Source organism: Streptomyces albiflavescens (assembly GCF_014645835.1).
Taxonomy (GTDB): domain Bacteria; phylum Actinomycetota; class Actinomycetes; order Streptomycetales; family Streptomycetaceae; genus Streptomyces; species Streptomyces albiflavescens.
In genome coordinates this window covers 31288-49469 of record NZ_BMMM01000010.1, presented here as the reverse complement: position 1 = coordinate 49469, position 18182 = coordinate 31288, and the positions used below count along the sequence as shown (strand labels likewise).

Genomic DNA, 18182 nt, shown 5'->3' with positions numbered 1-18182 from the left:
TCTGGCAGAGCTTTTCACCGAGCTTGTGACAGAGAGGGAAGAGGACCCCGATGGCGATCCGAGTCATGCTCGTCGACGACCAGGTGCTGCTGCGCACCGGTTTCCGGATGGTGCTCGCCGCCCAGCCGGACATGGAGGTCGTGGCCGAGGCGGGCGACGGCGTCGAGGCCCTCCAGGTGCTGCGCGCCACCGCGGTCGACGTGGTGCTGATGGATGTCCGCATGCCGAAGCTGGACGGCGTCGAGACCACCCGCCGCATCTGCTCCGAGCCCAACCCGCCCAAGGTGCTGATCCTCACCACCTTCGACCTCGACGAGTACGCCTTCTCCGGGCTGAAGGCGGGCGCCTCCGGCTTCATGCTCAAGGACGTGCCGCCCGGCGAGCTGCTCACCGCCATCCGCTCCGTGCACAGCGGTGACGCCGTGGTCGCGCCCTCCACCACCCGGCGCCTGCTGGACCGTTTCGCGCCGATGCTGCCGCACGTCGGCAAGGAGCCCCAGCACAAGGAGCTGGAGCGGCTCACCGACCGTGAGCGCGAGGTCATGGTGCTGGTCGCGCAGGGCCTGTCGAACGGGGAGATCGCCGCGCGCCTCGTCCTGTCCGAGGCGACGGTGAAGACGCATGTCGGGCGCATCCTGACCAAGCTGGGGCTGCGGGACCGGGTGCAGGTGGTCGTGCTCGCGTACGAGACGGGGCTGGTGCGCGCGGGCGGCCACGGCTGACTCGGTGGCCCGGGCCGGCCCGGCCCCGCCCGGCCCCGCCCGGCCCGGCTGCGGGCGCCGGGATGCCGGGAGCGTGACCGCGGCGTAACCGCCACGCACTAGGGTCTGCGCATGCTCCTGTGGATCAACGGCCCCTTCGGGGGCGGCAAGACACAGACCGCACACGAGATCCAGCGGCGGCTGCCCGGCAGCGTCGTCTGCGACCCGGAACACGCCGGCTTCGGCCTGCGCCGCATGCTGCCGCCCGAACTGCGCGGAGATTTCCAGGACTTGGAGTCCTGGCGGCGGGGTGTGGTCGAGGTGCTCGACCTCGCCCTCGGCAAGCACGACGGCGTCGTCATCGCGCCCATGACGGTCACGAACCCTCGCTACTTCGAGGAGACCGTCGGGCGGCTGGGTGAACTGGGCCACGACGTACGGCACTTCGCGCTCCTGGCCGAGCGCGAGACCGTGCTGAAGCGGCTGCGTGAGCGTGGCTTCGGGCATCTCCTTCAGTACGTCGCCGGCAAGGACGCCCCGCTGCGGCGCGAGAGTTGGGCCGTGCAGCAGCTCGACCACTGCCTGGAGCGGCTGCGCGAGCCGGAGTTCGCCGAGCATCTGTGGACGGACCACACGACGGTCGCCAAGACAGCCGACCGCATTGCCGTGTTGGCGGGTCTGACGCTCACGCCGAACAAGGACGGCGTGCTGCGGGGGCGCCTGCGGCGGGCGTGGACGGGTGCGAAGCACATCCGCTTCGACTGAGCCGCGGGCCGCGGTGGTCGGCGCGACCGTCCACGGTCCGCAAGGTGTCCACAGGCCTCAGCGCAGAACGCCTTCCAAGAAGTCACTCCCCAGTCGAGCCACCACGGTGACGTCCAGTTGGTGCAGTACATACCGGCCCCGGCGTCTCGTGGTGATCAGCCCCGCCTTCTTCAGCACACTCAGATGCCGGGATATCTCGGGAGCCGTCATCCCGTGCACCTGCGCCAGCTCGCCCGTGGTGTAGGCGCTGCGGGCCAGGTGACGGCAGATCCGCATCCGGACCGGGTGGGACAGCGCGGTCATCCGCAGGCTCAGCTGCTCGACCGAGGGCGGGGCGGCGAGTTCGGGGGAGCCGACGGGATAGTGCAGCACCGGCTGCCACCCGTACCGGTGCAGCACCAGCAGGTGGGGCCGGCCGAGGCTGGTGGGTACGAGCAGGAGGCCGCCGTCCGTCGTGACCGTGTGGCCCTCGGTCAGCTTGTCGACGGTGAGCCGCCCGGCCGTCTCGTCCAGCGACACCGCGGGGGACACCGAGGTCAGCGCCTCGGTCAGGCTCTTGTGCCGGAGCAGGTCCGTCTTGTGTCGGGCCTCCGCGGCGAGCTGGTGGCGCAGCCGGGACCAGGACTCGGCGAAGAAGGCCTCGTCGCAGTCCTCCAGGAACTGCCTCAGCCAGGTCCGCACGCGCGGCGGATCCTCCAGCAGCCGCTCGGTGAACCGCGTCTGCTGCGGCCCGCGCGAGGCGGCCAGATCCACGGCACGCCGGCGCACCTCCGGGTCGGAGAGCGCGTGGGGCCCGTACGAGCTGTACGCCAGCGCGCACGTGAACTCCAGGGCCGCGTCCACGAACTGCTCGTCCGTGAGCTTGTCGAGCAGGTCCAGGTCCTCGGCGAGCGTCGCGCCCGGCAGCGTGGTCCCGCCCGGGATGCCCGCGCAGGGCAGGAACAGGTCCGAGAACGTCGTACGCCACAGGAAGTCCGCCTCGCACATCCGGTCCGCGAGGTGCGGGTCGAGCCGCGCGGTCACACCGGTCGCCCAGCCCTGCAGCCCGGGGTGGTGCGCCGGTTCGGCCAGGGCGTGCAATGCCATCCCGAGCTCGGCCAGCGGCGACGGCACGACGGCGATCCGCTCCCGTCGCAGTCCGGTGATGTCGATGTGCACGCTCATGTCCCCCATGGTGCACTCCGCCACTGACAACGCCGCCCCGATTGACGTCGGCCGTCAACCGGGGCGACAGACGCCGTGAGCAGGCGCAACCTGGGATCACCGGTCCGCGGCGGAGTCGCCGACGCATGGGGCCGCGGGCCTACCGGATCCCACCCCTCGCCCCGAGAGGCGAAGTGCCATGAGCATCACCCAGCAGTACTTCCTGGACGCCTACCGGGCCGCGCAGCACGGCGAGCCGGCCCCGCCCGCACCCGGCAGCCATGACTGGCAGGTCGCGCGTGAGCTGCGTGACCACCGGCAGTTCCGGGCGGTCGTGGCGGGGCACCCGGCCCACGGTCGGATACGGGAGACCCTGACCCGGTGGCTGCACGGGCGCCGTGTCAGCTGCTGACGTCGCGCAGCCGCCCCACGAAGTCGTGTACGGCCGCCTTGACGTCGTCGGCCGTCCACTCCAGGCCGGGCGTCGCCACCGTGACCTCGGTGAAGGACAGTCCTGGACCACCACGGACCCAACTCTGCGCGAAGAGGCCGGTCTTCGTCTCCTCGGTCTGCCGCAGCCCCGCGTTGGTGAGCGTGTCGGGGTCGTACGGCAGCCAGACCTGGAACTGGTGGGTGTGCGGCTCCTCGGGATGGACGCGTGCCCACGGGACTCCGGCCTCCGCGAGCCCCTCGCGCAGCGCGGCGGCGACCACGCGCGCGTGGGCCACGTATTCCGGCAGCCGGGGCAGCTCCTGCTCCAGGCCGATGAGCGCGGCCAGGGCCGTCGGGAACTGCTGGAGGATCATGCCGCCGTACCTGTGCCGCCAGGTCTTCGCCTCGTCGACGAGGGTCTTCGGGCCCGCGATCGCCGCCCCGCCGAAGCCGCCGAGCGACTTGTAGAACGACACGTAGACGCTGTCGGCGAGACCCGCGATCTCGTCCAGGGGGCGGTCGAAGTGCGTGGTGCACTCCCACAGCCGGGCCCCGTCGAAGTGGACCACCGCGTCGCGTTCCCGGGCGGCCTCCACGGCCTCGGAGAGCTCCTCCCAGGACGGCAGCACGAAACCGGCGTCCCTGAGCGGCAGTTCCAGCAGCAGGGCCCCGAAGGGTTCGTCGAAGTCCCGTACCTCCTCGGCGGTCGGGAGCCGGGGCTGGTCGGTCACACGCACCGGACGCAGGCCGCTGACCTGGCTGAACGCATGACGCTCATGGACCTCGGGATGGCCGAGCGCATGCACCGCGACGGTCGCGTTCCCGGTGCGGCCCGCCCAGCAGCGCAGGGCGACCTGCTGGGCCATGGTGCCGGTGGGGAAGAAGGCAGCGGCCTCCTTGCCGAGCAGACCCGCGACCCGCTCCTCCAGCGTCTCGACGATCCCGTCGCCGTACATGTCCGCCCGCCGGTCGAGGTCGTACCTGCCCTCGGCGCCCTCGTCCAGCCAGGCCAGGCGCTCGCGGATCGTCTGCTGGTAGCTGGGCCTCCACAGCACCCGCTCCGCTGCTCTCCAGGCGACAGCACGCCGTTCGAACCGTTGCTCCGGGGACAGCTCCGCCGTCTCCTCCGTGACCTGCTCGGCCGTCCCGCCCGAGGGCTGCTCCGCGGGCTCCTTCTCGGTCTCTGCCGCCGTGTCGCTCATCCCTGGATGATGTCGCGAGCCCACCCGAGCGGTCACCCCGATTTCCGCACCCCCAGGACCTGCGGAAACCCACAGCCTGTGGACGGCCAAACGGGCGTCGAACCAATCGCGTTAACATGACGAGAAATCGTCCGGTACCCCGAGCGGACTGGAACGGAAGGCCGCCGTCGAGTGAGTACATTCCCACAGCCAGACCCCAAGGACCGCCCCGCGCGGCTCACCGTCGGCGTTGTCGGCGCCGGCCGTGTCGGCCCCGCGCTCGCCGCGGCACTCCAGCTGGCCGGGCACCGCCCGGTGGCCGTCTCGGGGGTCTCCGACGCCTCCAAGCGGCGGGCCGCGCAGCTGCTGCCCGACGTGCCGCTGGTGTCCCCGGCGCAGGTCCTGGAGCGCGCGGAGCTCGTGCTGCTGACCGTCCCGGACGACGCCCTGCCCGGGCTGGTCGAGGGACTCGCCGAGACGGGGGCCGTGCGGCCCGGCCAGCTGCTGGTGCACACCTCCGGGCGGTACGGCGCGCGCGTGCTCGACCCGGCGCTCAGGGCGGGCGCGCTGCCCCTCGCGCTGCACCCCGCGATGACCTTCACCGGCACCCCTGTGGACGTACAGCGGCTCGCCGGATGCTCCTTCGGGGTCACCGCGCCCGAGGAGCTGCGGCTGGCCGCCGAGGCTCTGGTGATCGAGATGGGCGGCGAGCCCGAGTGGATCGCCGAGGAGAGCCGGCCGCTCTACCACGCGGCCCTCGCGCTCGGCGCCAACCACCTGGTGACGCTGGTCGCCGAGTCCATGGAGCTGCTGCGCACCGCGGGCGTGGAGGCCCCCGACCGGATGCTCGGCCCGCTGCTCGGCGCCGCCCTGGACAACGCCCTCAGGTCGGGCGACGCGGCGCTCACCGGGCCCGTCGCGCGCGGAGACGCGGGCACGGTCGCCGCGCACGTCGCCGAGTTGCGCAGGCACGCCCCGGGGACCGTCGCCGGCTATCTCGCGATGGCCCGGGCGACCGCCGATCGCGCGCTCGCCCACGGACTGCTCAAGCCGGAACTCGCCGAGGACCTTCTCGGGGTACTCGCCAACGGCACCGAGGGAGATGCCGGATGACCACCGCCCTGCTGCGCACCGCCGACGAACTGCACGCACGCACGCGTGCGGGCCGCCGAGCCGTCGTGATGACCATGGGCGCCCTCCACGAGGGCCACGCCACGCTGATCCGCACAGCCCGCGAAATCGCCGGGGACCAGGGCGAAGTGGTCGTCACGGTCTTTGTGAACCCGCTCCAGTTCGGCCAGGGCGAGGACCTCGACCGCTATCCGCGCACCCTCGACGCCGACGTCAAGATCGCCGAACAGGCAGGCGCGGACGTCGTGTTCGCCCCCGCCGTGGACGAGGTCTATCCCGGCGGCGAGCCCCAGGTCCGCATCAGCGCGGGCCCCATGGGCGAGCGCCTGGAGGGGGCCGTGCGCCCCGGCCACTTCGACGGCATGCTCACGGTCGTCGCCAAGTTCCTGCATCTCACCCGGCCCGACATCGCGCTGTTCGGGCAGAAGGACGCCCAGCAGCTGGCGCTGATCCGCCGCATGGTGCGCGACCTGAACTTCGGCGTGGAGATCCTCGGCGTGCCCACCGTGCGCGAGGAGGACGGGCTCGCCCTCTCCAGCCGCAACCGCTACCTCTCGACGACGGAGCGGCGCACCGCGCTGGCCCTCTCGCAGGCCCTGTTCGCCGGCCGTGACCGGCATGCCGCGCAGGAGGCCCTGCGCGCGCGTGCCCGCGAAGTGCCCGCCACCCGCGCGCGTGCCGAGGCCCTCAGCGCCATAGGCGAGTCCCGCGCGGCGGCCGACGCGCACGCCGTCGCCAAGGCAGTCCCCGGCGGCCCCTCGGGCGTACGCGCGGCTGCCCGGATGATCCTCGACGAGGCGGCCCGTATGCAGCCGCCGCTGGTCCTGGACTACCTGGCTCTGGTCGACCCGTCCGACTTCACGGAGGTCGAGGACGACTTCACCGGCGAGACGGTTCTCGCCGTGGCCGCCCGGGTCGGCACGACCCGGCTGATCGACAACATCCCCCTCACCTTCGGAGCCGCCTCGTGACCGGCAATGGCACAGGTACAGGTACTGGCATACGACTGCACGCGCCCGCCCCCGGCTGGGCCCTCACCGCGGACGTCGTGGTCGTCGGCTCCGGGGTCGCGGGACTCACCGCGGCGCTGCGCTGCCAGGCCGCGGGCCTGAAGACCGTGGTGGTCACCAAGGCGCGCCTCGACGACGGCTCCACGCGCTGGGCGCAGGGCGGCGTCGCCGCGGCCCTCGGCGACGGCGACACCCCCGAGCAGCACCTCGACGACACGCTGGTGGCGGGCGCGGGCCTGTGCGACGAGGAGGCCGTACGCATCCTCGTCACCGAGGGCCCCGACGCCGTGCGCCGCCTGATCGCGACCGGCGCCCACTTCGACGAGTCCACCGAAGGCGAGCTGGCACTCACCCGCGAGGGCGGCCACCACCGCCGCCGCATCGCGCACGCGGGCGGCGACGCGACCGGCGCCGAGATCTCCCGCGCCCTGGTCGAAGCGGTACGCGCGCGTGGCTTGCGCACGGTGGAGAACGCGCTGGTCCTGGACCTCCTCACGGACGCCGACGGCCGCACCGCAGGCGTGACCCTGCACGTCATGGGAGAGGGTCAGCACGACGGCGTGGGAGCCGTACACGCCCCCGCCGTGGTCCTCGCGACCGGCGGCATGGGCCAGGTCTTCTCGGCGACCACCAACCCGTCGGTCTCCACGGGCGACGGAGTGGCGCTCGCCCTGCGCGCGGGCGCCGAGGTGTCCGACCTCGAATTCGTGCAGTTCCATCCGACGGTCCTGTTCCTGGGCCCGGACGCCGAGGGCCAGCAGCCGCTGGTCTCCGAGGCGGTACGCGGCGAGGGCGCCCACCTGGTCGACGCGGACGGCGTGCGCTTCATGGTCGGGCAGCACGAGCTGGCCGAGCTGGCGCCCCGGGACATCGTCGCCAAGGGCATCACGCGCCGTATGCAGGAGCAGGACGCCGAGCACATGTTCCTCGACGCCCGGCACTTCGGCGCCGACATGTGGGAGCACCGCTTTCCGACGATCCTGGCCGCCTGCCGCACCCACGGCATCGACCCGGTCACCGAGCCGATCCCGATCGCCCCGGCCGCCCACTACGCCTCCGGCGGCGTGCGCACCGACGCCCGGGGCCGTACGACCGTCCCGGGCCTGTACGCGTGCGGCGAGGTCGCCTGCACCGGCGTGCACGGCGCGAACCGGCTCGCTTCGAACTCGCTCCTGGAAGGCCTCGTCTACGCCGAGCGCATCGTCGTCGACATCGCGCGGAGCCAGGCGGAGAACGGCCTCCACGCGCGCGTGCCGGTACCGGTCCCGCACCCCGAGAAACCCGCGCACCCGTTGCTCGCCCCCGAGTCCCGTTTCGCGATCCAGCGGATCATGACCGACGGCGCGGGTGTGCTGAGGTCGGCCGACTCCCTCGCTCAGGCGGCCGACCGCCTCCAGCGGCTGCACACCGACGCGCGCGACGCCCTCGACGAGAACGGAAAGACCTCCGAGCCCGGCGTCGACACCTGGGAGGCCACCAACCTCCTGTGCGTGGCCCGGGTCCTGGTCGCCGCCGCCCTCCGGCGTAAGGAGACCCGCGGCTGCCACTGGCGCGAGGACCACGCCGACCGCGACGACACCGACTGGCGCCGCCACATCGTCGTACGGCTGAATCCCGACCGGACGCTCGCCGTACACACCACCGACACAGCAGACTTCCCCCCGACCGTCCCCCAAGCCCTCGGCTTCGCCCGAGCAGGGGGGACCCCCATGCCCCAGCCGGCGTCCCGTCCCCAGGAGCAGTGAGAGCAGTGAGCACCCCCGACCTTCCCCTCGCCCAGAGCGGCGGCTGCGGCGACGGCTGCGGCTGCGGCGCCGACATGGACGAGGAGTACATGGAGTGCGGCCTCGACCCCGCGCTCGCCCAGCTCCTCGCCGACGCCGGTCTCGACCCCCTCGAGGTCGAGGACATCGCCAACGTGGCCATCCAGGAGGACCTCGACCACGGCGTGGACGTGACGACCGTCGCGACCATCCCCGAGGACGCCATCTCCACCGCCGACTTCACCGCTCGCGACGCGGGCGTCGTCGCGGGGCTGCGGGTGGCCGAGGCGGTCATCTCCGTGGTCTGCACCGACGAGTTCGCGGTCGAGCGGCACGTCGACGACGGCGATCGCGTCGAGGAGGGCCAGAAGCTCCTCAGCGTCACCACCCGCACCCGTGACCTGCTGACGGCCGAGCGCAGCGCGCTGAACCTGCTCTGCCGCCTGTCCGGCATCGCGACGGCCACGCGCGCGTGGGCGGACGCTCTGGAGGGCACCAAGGCCCGCGTGCGTGACACCCGCAAGACGACGCCGGGCCTGCGCTCGCTGGAGAAGTTCGCGGTGCGCTGCGGCGGTGGCGTCAACCACCGCATGTCCCTCTCGGACGCCGCGCTGGTGAAGGACAACCACGTGGTCGCTGCGGGCGGCGTGGCGCAGGCCTTCAAGGCCGTACGGGAGTCCTTCCCGGAGGTTCCGATCGAGGTCGAGGTCGACACCCTGCACCAGCTGCGCGAGGTCGTGGACGCGGGCGCCGACCTGATCCTTCTGGACAACTTCACACCCGTCGAGTGCGAGGAGGCCGTCGCCCTCGTCGACGGCCGCGCCCTCCTGGAGGCCTCGGGCCGGCTCACCCTGGGCAACGCGGCGGCCTACGCCGCGACGGGTGTCGACTACCTGGCCGTGGGTGCCCTCACGCACTCCTCGCCGATCCTGGACATCGGCCTCGACCTGCGCGAGGCCGCGCCGGACGAGGTAGCGGCGCATGACGCGTCGGCGCACGACGGATCGGCGGACGCGGCCTCGACGAGCGAGGCGGAGTAGGGCAGATGCTCCTCACGATCGACGTCGGCAACACCCACACCGTCCTCGGCCTCTTCGACGGGGAGGAGATCGTCGAGCACTGGCGCATCTCCACGGACGCCCGCCGCACGGCCGACGAGCTCGCCGTGCTCCTCCAGGGCCTCATGGGCATGCACCCGCTGCTCGGCGAGGAGCTCGGCGACGGCATCGACGGCATCGCCATCTGCTCCACGGTCCCGTCCGTCCTGCACGAGCTGCGAGAGGTCACGCGGCGCTACTACGGCGACGTCCCCGCCGTTCTGGTCGAACCCGGCATCAAGACGGGCGTACCGATCCTGATGGACAACCCCAAGGAGGTCGGCGCCGACCGCATCATCAACGCGGTGGCCGCCGTCGAGCTCTACGGGGGGCCCGCCATCGTCGTCGACTTCGGTACGGCGACGACGTTCGACGCGGTGTCCGCGCGCGGGGAGTACGCGGGTGGTGTCATCGCGCCCGGTATCGAGATCTCCGTGGAGGCGCTCGGTGTACGGGGCGCTCAGCTTCGCAAGATCGAGCTGGCCCGGCCGCGGGCGGTGATCGGGAAGAACACCGTCGAGGCGATGCAGGCAGGCATCGTGTACGGGTTCGCCGGGCAGGTCGACGGGGTCGTCAACCGGATGGCCCGTGAACTCGCCGACGATCCCGACGACGTCACCGTCATCGCCACGGGCGGCCTGGCCCCGATGGTCCTCGGCGAGGCCTCGGTCATCGACGAACACGAGCCATGGCTGACACTGATCGGACTGCGGCTGGTCTATGAGCGGAACGTGTCGCGTACGTAGGGCTTTCGCCCCCTCCGCCCGCACACTCCCACTCCTCGAACGCCGGAGGGGCTGATGTTCAGCCCCTCCGGCGTTCGCGTACGAGGCCGCCAGGGTCGAAGCGGGGGCTGGGGGCGGCCGCCCCAGTGACGGGACGGGCAGCGGCGGCGGGGCGAGAACCCCTCCCGCGGCACCCGGAGGGAGACGCGCCGCGCTCTCCTGCTATGCGGATTTTGTCTGATTAGCGCGTATCGTCGGCGCATGCCCACGCCATACGGATCCCGCGGCGGCATGGCGTTCGGTGCGGAGGAGCTGCGTGTGCTCCGTCGCGCTCTCGCCCTCGCCCTGCACCCCAGCCACGCCTCGGCCGAGGACGTCCAGGAATGCCTCCGTCTCGCCCAGTCCGTCGACGAGGCGACCCGCGAGGGAGCCAGGCTCCGGGCCTTCCTGCTGGCCGACCTCGCCCGCTACCGCGCCGCCCTGCCGGGTGCCACCGGCGGTTACCTCGCGCTTCTGGAGGAGGCGCTCGGCGCCGGTTACCGGCCGGACCCCGACGACCTCGCCGCGCTCCGGGCCCTGCGTGACAACCCCACCGCGACCACCCTCCTGGACCGCTGCAGGGCCCTCGCCGAAGCGGACGTACGCGCCCGCCTGGCGGGCCGCACGACCCAGCTGGTCCCTCCGTCCCGCGCCCGGCTGCTGGCCCTCCCCGGGGGCCTGGCCTCCGAGGAACCCGCCAAGAAACCGGCGGACAAGCCCGCCGTCGAACCGAAGCCACAGCCTCCGGTCAAGACCCCGCGCCCGGACCGGCCCATCCCCACGCCCGGCGAGGTGTTCCCGCCGAAGCGCAAGGCCGCGCCGCCGCCGGCGAACCCCCCTCAGCAGCTCGCGGCGGGCTAGCTACTCTGGAGGGCATGGACTATGTCTCCGCGCTCGTGCCCCCCGTAGTGATGGCCGTGTTCTTCATCGGGCTGATCGTGACGATCGTGAAGACCCAGGGCGGGGCCAACAAGGCCAAGGAGGACGCGGTCGTCGACGCCACCCTGGCGCGCGCGGAGAGCGCCCGCCAGGCCTCCCGCGACACCGAGGTCTGAGCCCGGCCGGCAGACCCGCGGGCCGACAGACCGGCCGCGGGCGGGCGAGCCGCGGGCAAGCCGACCGGGACTGCGGAGGACGGCCGCGCTGAGCTGTATCGCACCCTCCGCGCCCACATCCACGTAAGACGGCGTACGACTCATACGTTTTTCGAGTCGTACGCCCTTTTTGTTGGTGATCTCCCACTATTGTTCTGAGCTGTGCCTCGCCCATTGGGAGAACTCGAAGACGCGGTCATGACGCGGGTGTGGAAGTGGAACCGCCCGGTGACCGTTCGAGAAGTCCTGGAAGACCTTCAGCGGGAACGGTCCATCGCGTACACCACGGTGATGACCGTTTTGGACAATCTCCATCAGAAGGGCTGGGTGCGCCGTGAGGCCGAAGGCCGGGCCTATCGATATGAGGCGGTCTCCACACGTGCCGCCTACGCGGCCGCACTGATGAACGATGCCTGGTCGCAGAGTGACAACCCCGCCGCCGCTCTCGTCGCCTTCTTCGGCATGATGTCCCCGGAACAGCGCGAAGCCCTGCGCGATGCCGTGCGTATGGTCCAGGGACCGGAAACCCCCACCACCGAAACGCCAACGTCGGAGAACCCCACCGGGAACCCGGTGGACGAGAACCCCGCCGCGGCCGAGGGCGACGCCGGGCGATAGCGTCCGCCCATGCCAGCTGAGCATCCCGCAGAGCATCCCGAAGTCGCCGCAAAAGCCATCACCGTCCGCCGGGCCAGGACCAGCGATGTCCCGGCCGTACGCCGCCTGCTTGATGCGAACGTCCGGCGCCGCATCCTGCTCGACAAAGCGACGGTGACGCTTTACGAGGACATCCAGGAGTTCTGGGTCGCGGAACGCGGCGCCGGCTCAAGTACTGAGGTGGTCGGCTGCGGTGCGCTGCACGTGATGTGGGAAGACCTCGCGGAAGTCCGCACTCTCGCCGTGAACCCGGCGGTCAAGGGCTTCGGCGTCGGTCATCAGTTGCTGGAGAAGTTGCTGCAGACCGCCCGTTGGCTCGGTGTTCGACGCGTTTTCTGTCTGACCTTCGAAGTCGAGTTCTTCGCGAAGCACGGCTTCGTGGAGATCGGCGAGACACCCGTCGACACCGATGTCTACGCTGAGCTCCTGCGTTCCTATGACGAGGGCGTGGCGGAGTTCCTCGGTCTCGAACGAGTGAAACCGAACACCTTGGGCAACAGCCGGATGCTTCTGCATCTGTGATCGCCGACGACTATTCCGGCGGACCGGCTTGCCCAGGTTCCCTATGTCCGAAACGCGTACGTTTCCGGTCTGCCAGTGCCCTGTGAGTCTCCCCCAGGGGTTTGTGTTTTTCCAGCAAAAGCGGTTTGCTTTCCGACGTACTGCAGTACTGCATATAACAGGGGACGGCGAAACGGCGGACGCCGCAGACCCCCGGCCCTGAAGTTATCGATGAAAGGAAATCCGGTGGCACAGAAGGTTCAGGTCCTTCTTGTCGACGACCTCGACGGTGGCGAGGCGGACGAGACCGTGACGTTCGCGCTGGACGGCAAGACGTACGAAATCGATCTCACGACCGCCAATGCGGACAAGCTCCGTGGCCTTCTCGAGCCCTACGTGAAGGGTGGTCGTCGTACCGGAGGCCGCGCTTCGGGCGGACGCGGAAAGGCACGTGTCGCTTCCGGTGGCAGCCAGGACACCGCGCAGATCCGCGCGTGGGCGAAGGAGAACGGCTACGAGGTCAACGACCGTGGTCGAGTTCCCGCGTCCATTCGTGAGGCCTACGAGAAGGCCAACGGCTGAGCACACGTACGCCGCAGCCTTACGCGATGGCAATGCGTTGCCATCGTGTCCACGAGTCGTACGAGATCGGGGGCGCCCCCACCGCCCCCCACAGCCGACAGTGTCGGCAGCGAGGGTTCGACCTCGCGCCCGAATTCGGGGGGCCGCAGCCACACGGCGGCCCCCTGTGAGTTTTCCGGAGCCGCCGGCAGTGCGGGCATTCCCGAAGGGTGGGGAGCCCCGGCCGTTCCCGGTGGCGGCGGAGCCTCGATGCTCCCGCCCGCGCCGATCGCCGTGAGATCCAGTGCGAGGGCGCCCCACTCCAGCCAGTCGAGCAGCCCCGGCAGTTCGTCCGCGCTGCCCGCGGCCACCAGGACCCGCATCCGGTTCCCCTGCAAGGTCACCGGAGACGCCGGGCCCAGATGCCGCAGCGCCGCGCGCCCCGCCTCCGCCGGCACCTCCAGCACGTCGAAGCGCAGCCCCGTGACAAGCCGTACCGGCGGCCCGGGCACTGCCGCCCAGCCCAGTTCGTTCTCGTACCACCGCAGTACTGGATCGCTCGAGTCGAGCGGTCGCCGAGGGAGAGGGACGATGGGAACTGTGGGAACCATGCCAGGAGCAACAGCCGGAAGAGCTCCAGAGTTACGCTGAGTATTCCGGTGAATGCACAGAGTGCCGGAAAAGGGGGCGTGCGGAGGTGTTCGGCGGCGCAAGGATGTTCGCCCATAGCGGAGGGAACCGGTGTGCGCCGCATGGAGTGTCAGTGCGTACGGGTAAGACATCCCTAGTGGGAGGGGCGACACGCATGGATCGGGCATCTCACGTTCGCCATCGGCGTACAGATGGTGAGGGTATCTGCCTGGCCTGCGGGAACATCGTCTCGCACCATCAGGTTGGAGCATATGTCGGCGTTCGGGGTCAGGAGGCCAAGGACGGTGTCGGCAGTTGGAATGAGCGGTCCCCGCTTGCGGGACTAAGCTGCGGAAGGACAGCGAGGGGAGCGTCCCCTCACTGCCTGACCGCTCTGAGGAGCGATTAACGATGTTCGAGAGGTTCACCGACCGCGCGCGGCGGGTTGTCGTCCTGGCTCAGGAAGAAGCCCGGATGCTCAACCACAACTACATCGGCACCGAGCACATTCTCCTGGGCCTGATCCACGAGGGTGAGGGTGTCGCCGCTAAGGCCCTGGAGAGCCTCGGGATTTCGCTCGAGGCGGTCCGCCAGCAGGTGGAGGAGATCATCGGCCAGGGCCAGCAGGCGCCCTCGGGCCACATTCCCTTCACCCCCCGTGCCAAGAAGGTCCTGGAGCTGTCGCTCCGTGAGGCTCTTCAGCTGGGCCACAACTACATCGGCACGGAGCACATCCTGCTCGGCCTGATCCGTGAGGGCGAGGGCGTCGCCGCCCAGGTCCTGGTCAAGCTGGGCGCAGACCTCAACCGGGTGCGGCAGCAGGTCATCCAGCTGCTCTCCGGCTACCAGGGCAAGGAGACCGCCGCCGCCGGCGGTCCTGCGGAGGGCACCCCCTCCACGTCCCTGGTCCTCGATCAGTTCGGCCGGAACCTCACCCAGGCCGCTCGTGAGTCCAAGCTCGACCCGGTCATCGGGCGCGAGAAGGAGATCGAGCGGGTCATGCAGGTGCTGTCCCGCCGTACGAAGAACAACCCGGTCCTGATCGGTGAGCCCGGCGTCGGCAAGACCGCCGTCGTCGAGGGCCTCGCCCAGGCCATCGTCAAGGGCGAGGTGCCCGAGACCCTGAAGGACAAGCACCTCTACACCCTGGACCTCGGCGCACTGGTCGCCGGCTCCCGCTACCGCGGTGACTTCGAGGAGCGCCTGAAGAAGGTGCTCAAGGAGATCCGCACCCGCGGCGACATCATCCTGTTCATCGACGAGCTTCACACGCTGGTCGGTGCGGGTGCCGCCGAGGGCGCCATCGACGCGGCTTCGATCCTGAAGCCGATGCTGGCCCGTGGCGAGCTGCAGACCATCGGTGCGACGACGCTCGACGAGTACCGCAAGCACCTCGAGAAGGACGCGGCCCTCGAGCGCCGCTTCCAGCCGATCCAGGTGGCGGAGCCTTCCCTTCCGCACACGATCGAGATCCTCAAGGGCCTGCGCGACCGTTACGAGGCGCACCACCGTGTCTCCATCACGGACGAGGCTCTGGTCCAGGCCGCGACGCTCGCGGACCGGTACATCTCGGACCGGTTCCTCCCCGACAAGGCGATCGACCTGATCGACGAGGCGGGCTCCCGGATGCGCATCCGTCGGATGACCGCTCCGCCGGACCTCCGCGAGTTCGACGAGAAGATCGCGGGTGTGCGCCGCGACAAGGAGTCCGCGATCGACTCGCAGGACTTCGAGAAGGCCGCCTCCCTCCGCGACAAGGAGAAGCAGCTCCTGGCCGCGAAGGCCAAGCGGGAGAAGGAGTGGAAGGCCGGCGACATGGACGTCGTCGCCGAGGTCGACGGCGAGCTGATCGCCGAGGTCCTGGCCACGGCCACGGGCATCCCGGTCTTCAAGCTGACCGAGGAGGAGTCCTCGCGTCTGCTCCGCATGGAGGACGAGCTCCACAAGCGGGTCATCGGCCAGAAGGACGCCATCAAGGCGCTCTCGCAGGCGATCCGTCGCACGCGAGCGGGTCTGAAGGACCCGAAGCGCCCCGGTGGTTCGTTCATCTTCGCGGGCCCGTCGGGTGTCGGTAAGACCGAGCTGTCGAAGACCCTCGCCGAGTTCCTCTTCGGTGACGAGGACGCGCTGATCGCCCTCGACATGTCGGAGTTCAGCGAGAAGCACACGGTGTCGCGTCTCTTCGGTTCGCCCCCCGGATACGTGGGCTACGAAGAGGGCGGCCAGCTGACCGAGAAGGTCCGCCGCAAGCCGTTCTCCGTCGTCCTCTTCGACGAGGTGGAGAAGGCCCACCCGGACATCTTCAACTCGCTGCTGCAGATCCTGGAGGACGGTCGCCTGACCGACTCCCAGGGCCGGGTCGTGGACTTCAAGAACACGGTCATCATCATGACGACCAACCTCGGCACCCGGGACATCTCCAAGGGCTTCAACCTCGGCTTCGCCGCCGCGGGTGACACGAAGTCCAGCTACGAGCGGATGAAGAACAAGGTCAACGACGAGCTGAAGCAGCACTTCCGCCCGGAGTTCCTGAACCGTGTCGACGACACGGTGGTCTTCCACCAGCTCACCGAGGAAGACATCATCCAGATCGTCGACCTCATGATCGCCAAGGTGGATGAGCGCCTGAAGGACCGCGACATGGGCCTGGAGCTCAGCCCGAGCGCCAAGTCGCTGCTCGCGAAGAAGGGGTACGACCCCGTCCTGGGCGCCCGGCCGCTGCGCCGGACCATCCAGCGCGAGATCGAGGACGCGCTCTCGGAGAAGATCCTCTTCAGCGAGCTGCGTCCCGGCCACATCGTGGTCGTCGACACGGAGGGCGAGGGCGAGGCCAAGACCTTCACCTTCCGAGGTGAGGAGAAGTCGGCACTCCCCGACGTCCCGCCGATCGAGCAGGCCGCGGGTGGGGCCGGTCCCAACCTGAGCAAGGACGCGTAGGCGCCACGGCGCCCGAACAGGGGCTGCCCCAGGACTTCGGTCCTGGGGCAGCCCCTTTTGGGTCTGGGGCAGCCCCGTTCGAGTAGGGAGAGGCCGTGCCGTTCTGGGTGGGGAGAGGCCCTGGTTTCCCGTAGCCCACGTCACATTCCCGGGCGCCCGGATCCGTCCCGTCGGTGACATGACGCACAGGCGTTTTGTCCCTTACTAGGTCGAATAGTGGACAGACCAGAACGGACAAAAGGGACCTTTGCCCCGGTGTCCCGAACGTGGTTTCTGTATCGCAGGGGCGCGAAGGTCCACGGGGTGTTTCCCAAGGGGAGTGAAGCCTTGAAGAGGGGCTAAACCTTGGTTCGCGTGATAAATCCGGAAGATCCCTTATAGGGATGTCGGAGCTGTCAAGGTTCGTTAAATTTTGGGGCGAAGTACGACCTGAAGTCGTAGATGGGCGTTTTGGGGGTTTGTGGGGCCCCGGGTTACCAAGGGATGGCCCACTCGGTCGCCGGCTGTGCGCCGGGTGGTGTTTGACCCCCGTCTCCTTCCCCGCGAGGTCTCCATGTCGAAGCGCGTCACGTTCCGTCTCTCCCGTACGTCCATCCGCTCACGGGCGGCCGTCCTGGCCGTCGGTCTCGGCGCCTCGGTCGTGCTGGGTGCCGGAGTCGCGACCGCCGACACCCTCGCCGCCGGCGGAACCGTCACCGCGGCGAACGCCGTGCAGACGCAGGTCGCCGCTCAGACCAAGGCCGCCGCCGCCAAGAATGCCGCCGCCTGGGTCGACCCGGTGCAGAAGTACACCCTGTCCGCCACCTTCAACCAGGCCGGCGGCATGTGGGCCCACAAGCACTCCGGCCAGGACTACGCGGTGCCGCAGGGCACCGAGGTCCTCGCCGCGCACGGCGGCACCGTGGTGAAGGCCGGCGGCAATGGTGCCGGCGACGGTCCCGCCTACGGCAACGCCATCGTCATCAAGCACGGCAACGGGACCTACTCGCAGTACGCCCACCTGTCGCGTATCGATGTACGGATCGGCCAGGTCGTCGCCACCGGCCAGCACATAGCGCTGTCCGGCAACACCGGAAACTCCAGCGGGCCGCACCTGCACTTCGAGATCCGTACGACGCCCAACTACGGGTCCGCCATCGACCCCGTCGCCTTCCTGCGCGCCAAGGGTGTGACCGTCTAAGACGGCGTCGCGCCTCCCTGCGCCTGCGTCACCAGATCGATCGCGACCTCCAGGACCGCCTTGCGCTTGTCCTCGGGGTCGCCTTCGACGTCTTTGAGGACGAACATCCCGGCGTGCATCGTGAAGAGCGCGCTGATGCAGCGGACCTGGTCGGTCAGCGGCGCACCCGGCTCCTTGATGATGTCGAGCATGCTGAGCATGCGGTCCTTGAAGGTCTCGCCGATGCTCAGCTCTCGTACCGTCGCCTGGTTCTCCTGCATGAAGCGGAAGAGCGGGGCCGCGCCGGTGAGGGCGTCGCTGTAGCGGCGCAGCACCTCATGTTTGGTCTCCAGGGTGTGCGGCTGCTGCTTGCCCCACTCGATCAGCTCGTCGAGGGGCCTCGTCAGATCCTCGAAGAGGCTGATGAGGATCTCTTCCTTGGTCTTGAAGTGGTAGTAGAGCGCCGCCTTGGTCACGTCGAGGTGCTCGGCGATCTCGCGCAGCGAGGTCTTCTCGTAGCCCTGCTCGGAGAAGAGTTCGAGGGCCACGTCCTGGATGCGCTGGCGGGTGTCCCCGCGGCGCTGTCGCTTGGTGCCGTCCATGGTGCCGCCCATCCTCGTACTCCTTGCGCTCCCTGAAAACTTACCTGTCGCCCG

General features: G+C 70.0%; 18 protein-coding genes and 1 pseudogene. 15 read left to right on the top strand and 4 right to left on the bottom strand.

The annotated features are described in order from the left end of the window. Window positions 1-50 precede the first annotated feature (50 nt). Together IEY95_RS25870 and IEY95_RS25865 are read left to right on the top strand one after the other, a co-directional pair. On the top strand, window positions 51-722 hold the full coding sequence (locus IEY95_RS25870) for a response regulator transcription factor (RefSeq protein WP_189188533.1): 672 nt from the start codon (window positions 51-53) through the stop codon (window positions 720-722). Window positions 723-833: 111 nt separating this feature from the next. Then, window positions 834-1466 carry an AAA family ATPase gene (locus IEY95_RS25865; protein WP_189188532.1) on the top strand — a complete coding sequence of 211 codons (633 nt, stop codon included), beginning with the start codon at window positions 834-836 and terminating at the stop codon, window positions 1464-1466. Window positions 1467-1523: 57 nt separating this feature from the next. On the opposite strand, the gene IEY95_RS25860 is transcribed toward IEY95_RS25865, so the two are convergent. Then, the gene (locus IEY95_RS25860; RefSeq protein ID WP_189188531.1) at window positions 1524-2630 is read right to left on the bottom strand and encodes a DUF5937 family protein; all 1107 of its coding nucleotides are present in this window, start codon (window positions 2628-2630) and stop codon (window positions 1524-1526) included. Between the two features lie 178 nt (window positions 2631-2808). Between IEY95_RS25860 and IEY95_RS25855 the strand changes: the two genes are divergently transcribed. After that, window positions 2809-3021: a hypothetical protein gene (locus IEY95_RS25855; protein ID WP_189188530.1), complete on the top strand. Its 213-nt coding sequence runs from the start codon at window positions 2809-2811 to the stop codon at window positions 3019-3021. Here IEY95_RS25855 and IEY95_RS25850 read toward each other — a convergent pair. Beyond that, complete coding sequence (locus tag IEY95_RS25850; protein WP_189188529.1) at window positions 3011-4243, bottom strand: threonine aldolase family protein; 1233 nt, start codon at window positions 4241-4243, stop codon at window positions 3011-3013. The genes IEY95_RS25855 and IEY95_RS25850 overlap by 11 nt on opposite strands. 171 nt (window positions 4244-4414) lie before the next feature. Here IEY95_RS25850 and IEY95_RS25845 point away from each other — a divergent pair, with 171 nt between their 5' ends. The 10 genes and pseudogenes from IEY95_RS25845 to IEY95_RS25800 all read left to right on the top strand — a co-directional run bounded on the left by IEY95_RS25845 (window position 4415) and on the right by IEY95_RS25800 (window position 12821). After that, a complete protein-coding gene (locus IEY95_RS25845; protein WP_189188528.1) occupies window positions 4415-5335 on the top strand; it encodes a Rossmann-like and DUF2520 domain-containing protein in 921 nt (306 codons plus the stop codon). Beyond that, a complete protein-coding gene (gene panC / locus IEY95_RS25840; protein ID WP_189188527.1) occupies window positions 5332-6324 on the top strand; it encodes a pantoate--beta-alanine ligase in 993 nt (330 codons plus the stop codon). The genes IEY95_RS25845 and panC overlap by 4 nt, the downstream gene beginning before the upstream one ends. After that, the gene (locus IEY95_RS25835) at window positions 6321-8108 is read left to right on the top strand and encodes an L-aspartate oxidase (RefSeq protein ID WP_189188526.1); all 1788 of its coding nucleotides are present in this window, start codon (window positions 6321-6323) and stop codon (window positions 8106-8108) included. The genes panC and IEY95_RS25835 overlap by 4 nt, the downstream gene beginning before the upstream one ends. Before the next feature lie 5 nt (window positions 8109-8113). Then, window positions 8114-9085 (top strand): annotated as a pseudogene (nadC, locus tag IEY95_RS25830) (carboxylating nicotinate-nucleotide diphosphorylase); the annotation flags it as partial. Window positions 9086-9171: 86 nt separating this feature from the next. Further along, window positions 9172-9969: a type III pantothenate kinase gene (locus IEY95_RS25825; protein ID WP_189188525.1), complete on the top strand. Its 798-nt coding sequence runs from the start codon at window positions 9172-9174 to the stop codon at window positions 9967-9969. A 270-nt stretch (window positions 9970-10239) separates the two neighbouring features. Then, complete coding sequence (locus IEY95_RS25820) at window positions 10240-10848, top strand: hypothetical protein (protein WP_189188779.1); 609 nt, start codon at window positions 10240-10242, stop codon at window positions 10846-10848. 14 nt (window positions 10849-10862) lie between these two features. Beyond that, entirely contained in the window at window positions 10863-11042 is a 180-nt protein-coding gene (locus IEY95_RS25815; RefSeq protein WP_189188524.1) for a hypothetical protein, read from the top strand. A 201-nt stretch (window positions 11043-11243) separates the two neighbouring features. Beyond that, on the top strand, window positions 11244-11699 hold the full coding sequence (locus IEY95_RS25810) for a BlaI/MecI/CopY family transcriptional regulator (RefSeq protein ID WP_189188523.1): 456 nt from the start codon (window positions 11244-11246) through the stop codon (window positions 11697-11699). A gap of 9 nt (window positions 11700-11708) precedes the next feature. Then, entirely contained in the window at window positions 11709-12260 is a 552-nt protein-coding gene (locus IEY95_RS25805) for an amino-acid N-acetyltransferase (protein ID WP_189188522.1), read from the top strand. A 225-nt stretch (window positions 12261-12485) separates the two neighbouring features. After that, the gene (locus IEY95_RS25800; RefSeq protein WP_010986119.1) at window positions 12486-12821 is read left to right on the top strand and encodes a histone-like nucleoid-structuring protein Lsr2; all 336 of its coding nucleotides are present in this window, start codon (window positions 12486-12488) and stop codon (window positions 12819-12821) included. Here IEY95_RS25800 and IEY95_RS25795 read toward each other — a convergent pair. Next, complete coding sequence (locus tag IEY95_RS25795; RefSeq protein WP_189188521.1) at window positions 12800-13411, bottom strand: SCO3374 family protein; 612 nt, start codon at window positions 13409-13411, stop codon at window positions 12800-12802. The two genes, IEY95_RS25800 and IEY95_RS25795, sit on opposite strands and share 22 nt — an antisense overlap. A gap of 430 nt (window positions 13412-13841) precedes the next feature. Here IEY95_RS25795 and IEY95_RS25790 point away from each other — a divergent pair, with 430 nt between their 5' ends. Beyond that, window positions 13842-16367: an ATP-dependent Clp protease ATP-binding subunit gene (locus tag IEY95_RS25790; protein WP_189188520.1), complete on the top strand. Its 2526-nt coding sequence runs from the start codon at window positions 13842-13844 to the stop codon at window positions 16365-16367. A 553-nt stretch (window positions 16368-16920) separates the two neighbouring features. Then, window positions 16921-17547, top strand: coding sequence for a M23 family metallopeptidase (locus tag IEY95_RS25785; protein WP_189188519.1), 627 nt, complete (start codon window positions 16921-16923; stop codon window positions 17545-17547). Here IEY95_RS25785 and IEY95_RS25780 read toward each other — a convergent pair. Then, window positions 17544-18140, bottom strand: a complete 597-nt coding sequence (locus tag IEY95_RS25780) for a TetR/AcrR family transcriptional regulator (protein ID WP_189188518.1) — start codon at window positions 18138-18140, stop codon at window positions 17544-17546. The genes IEY95_RS25785 and IEY95_RS25780 overlap by 4 nt on opposite strands. Window positions 18141-18182: the final 42 nt, after the last annotated feature.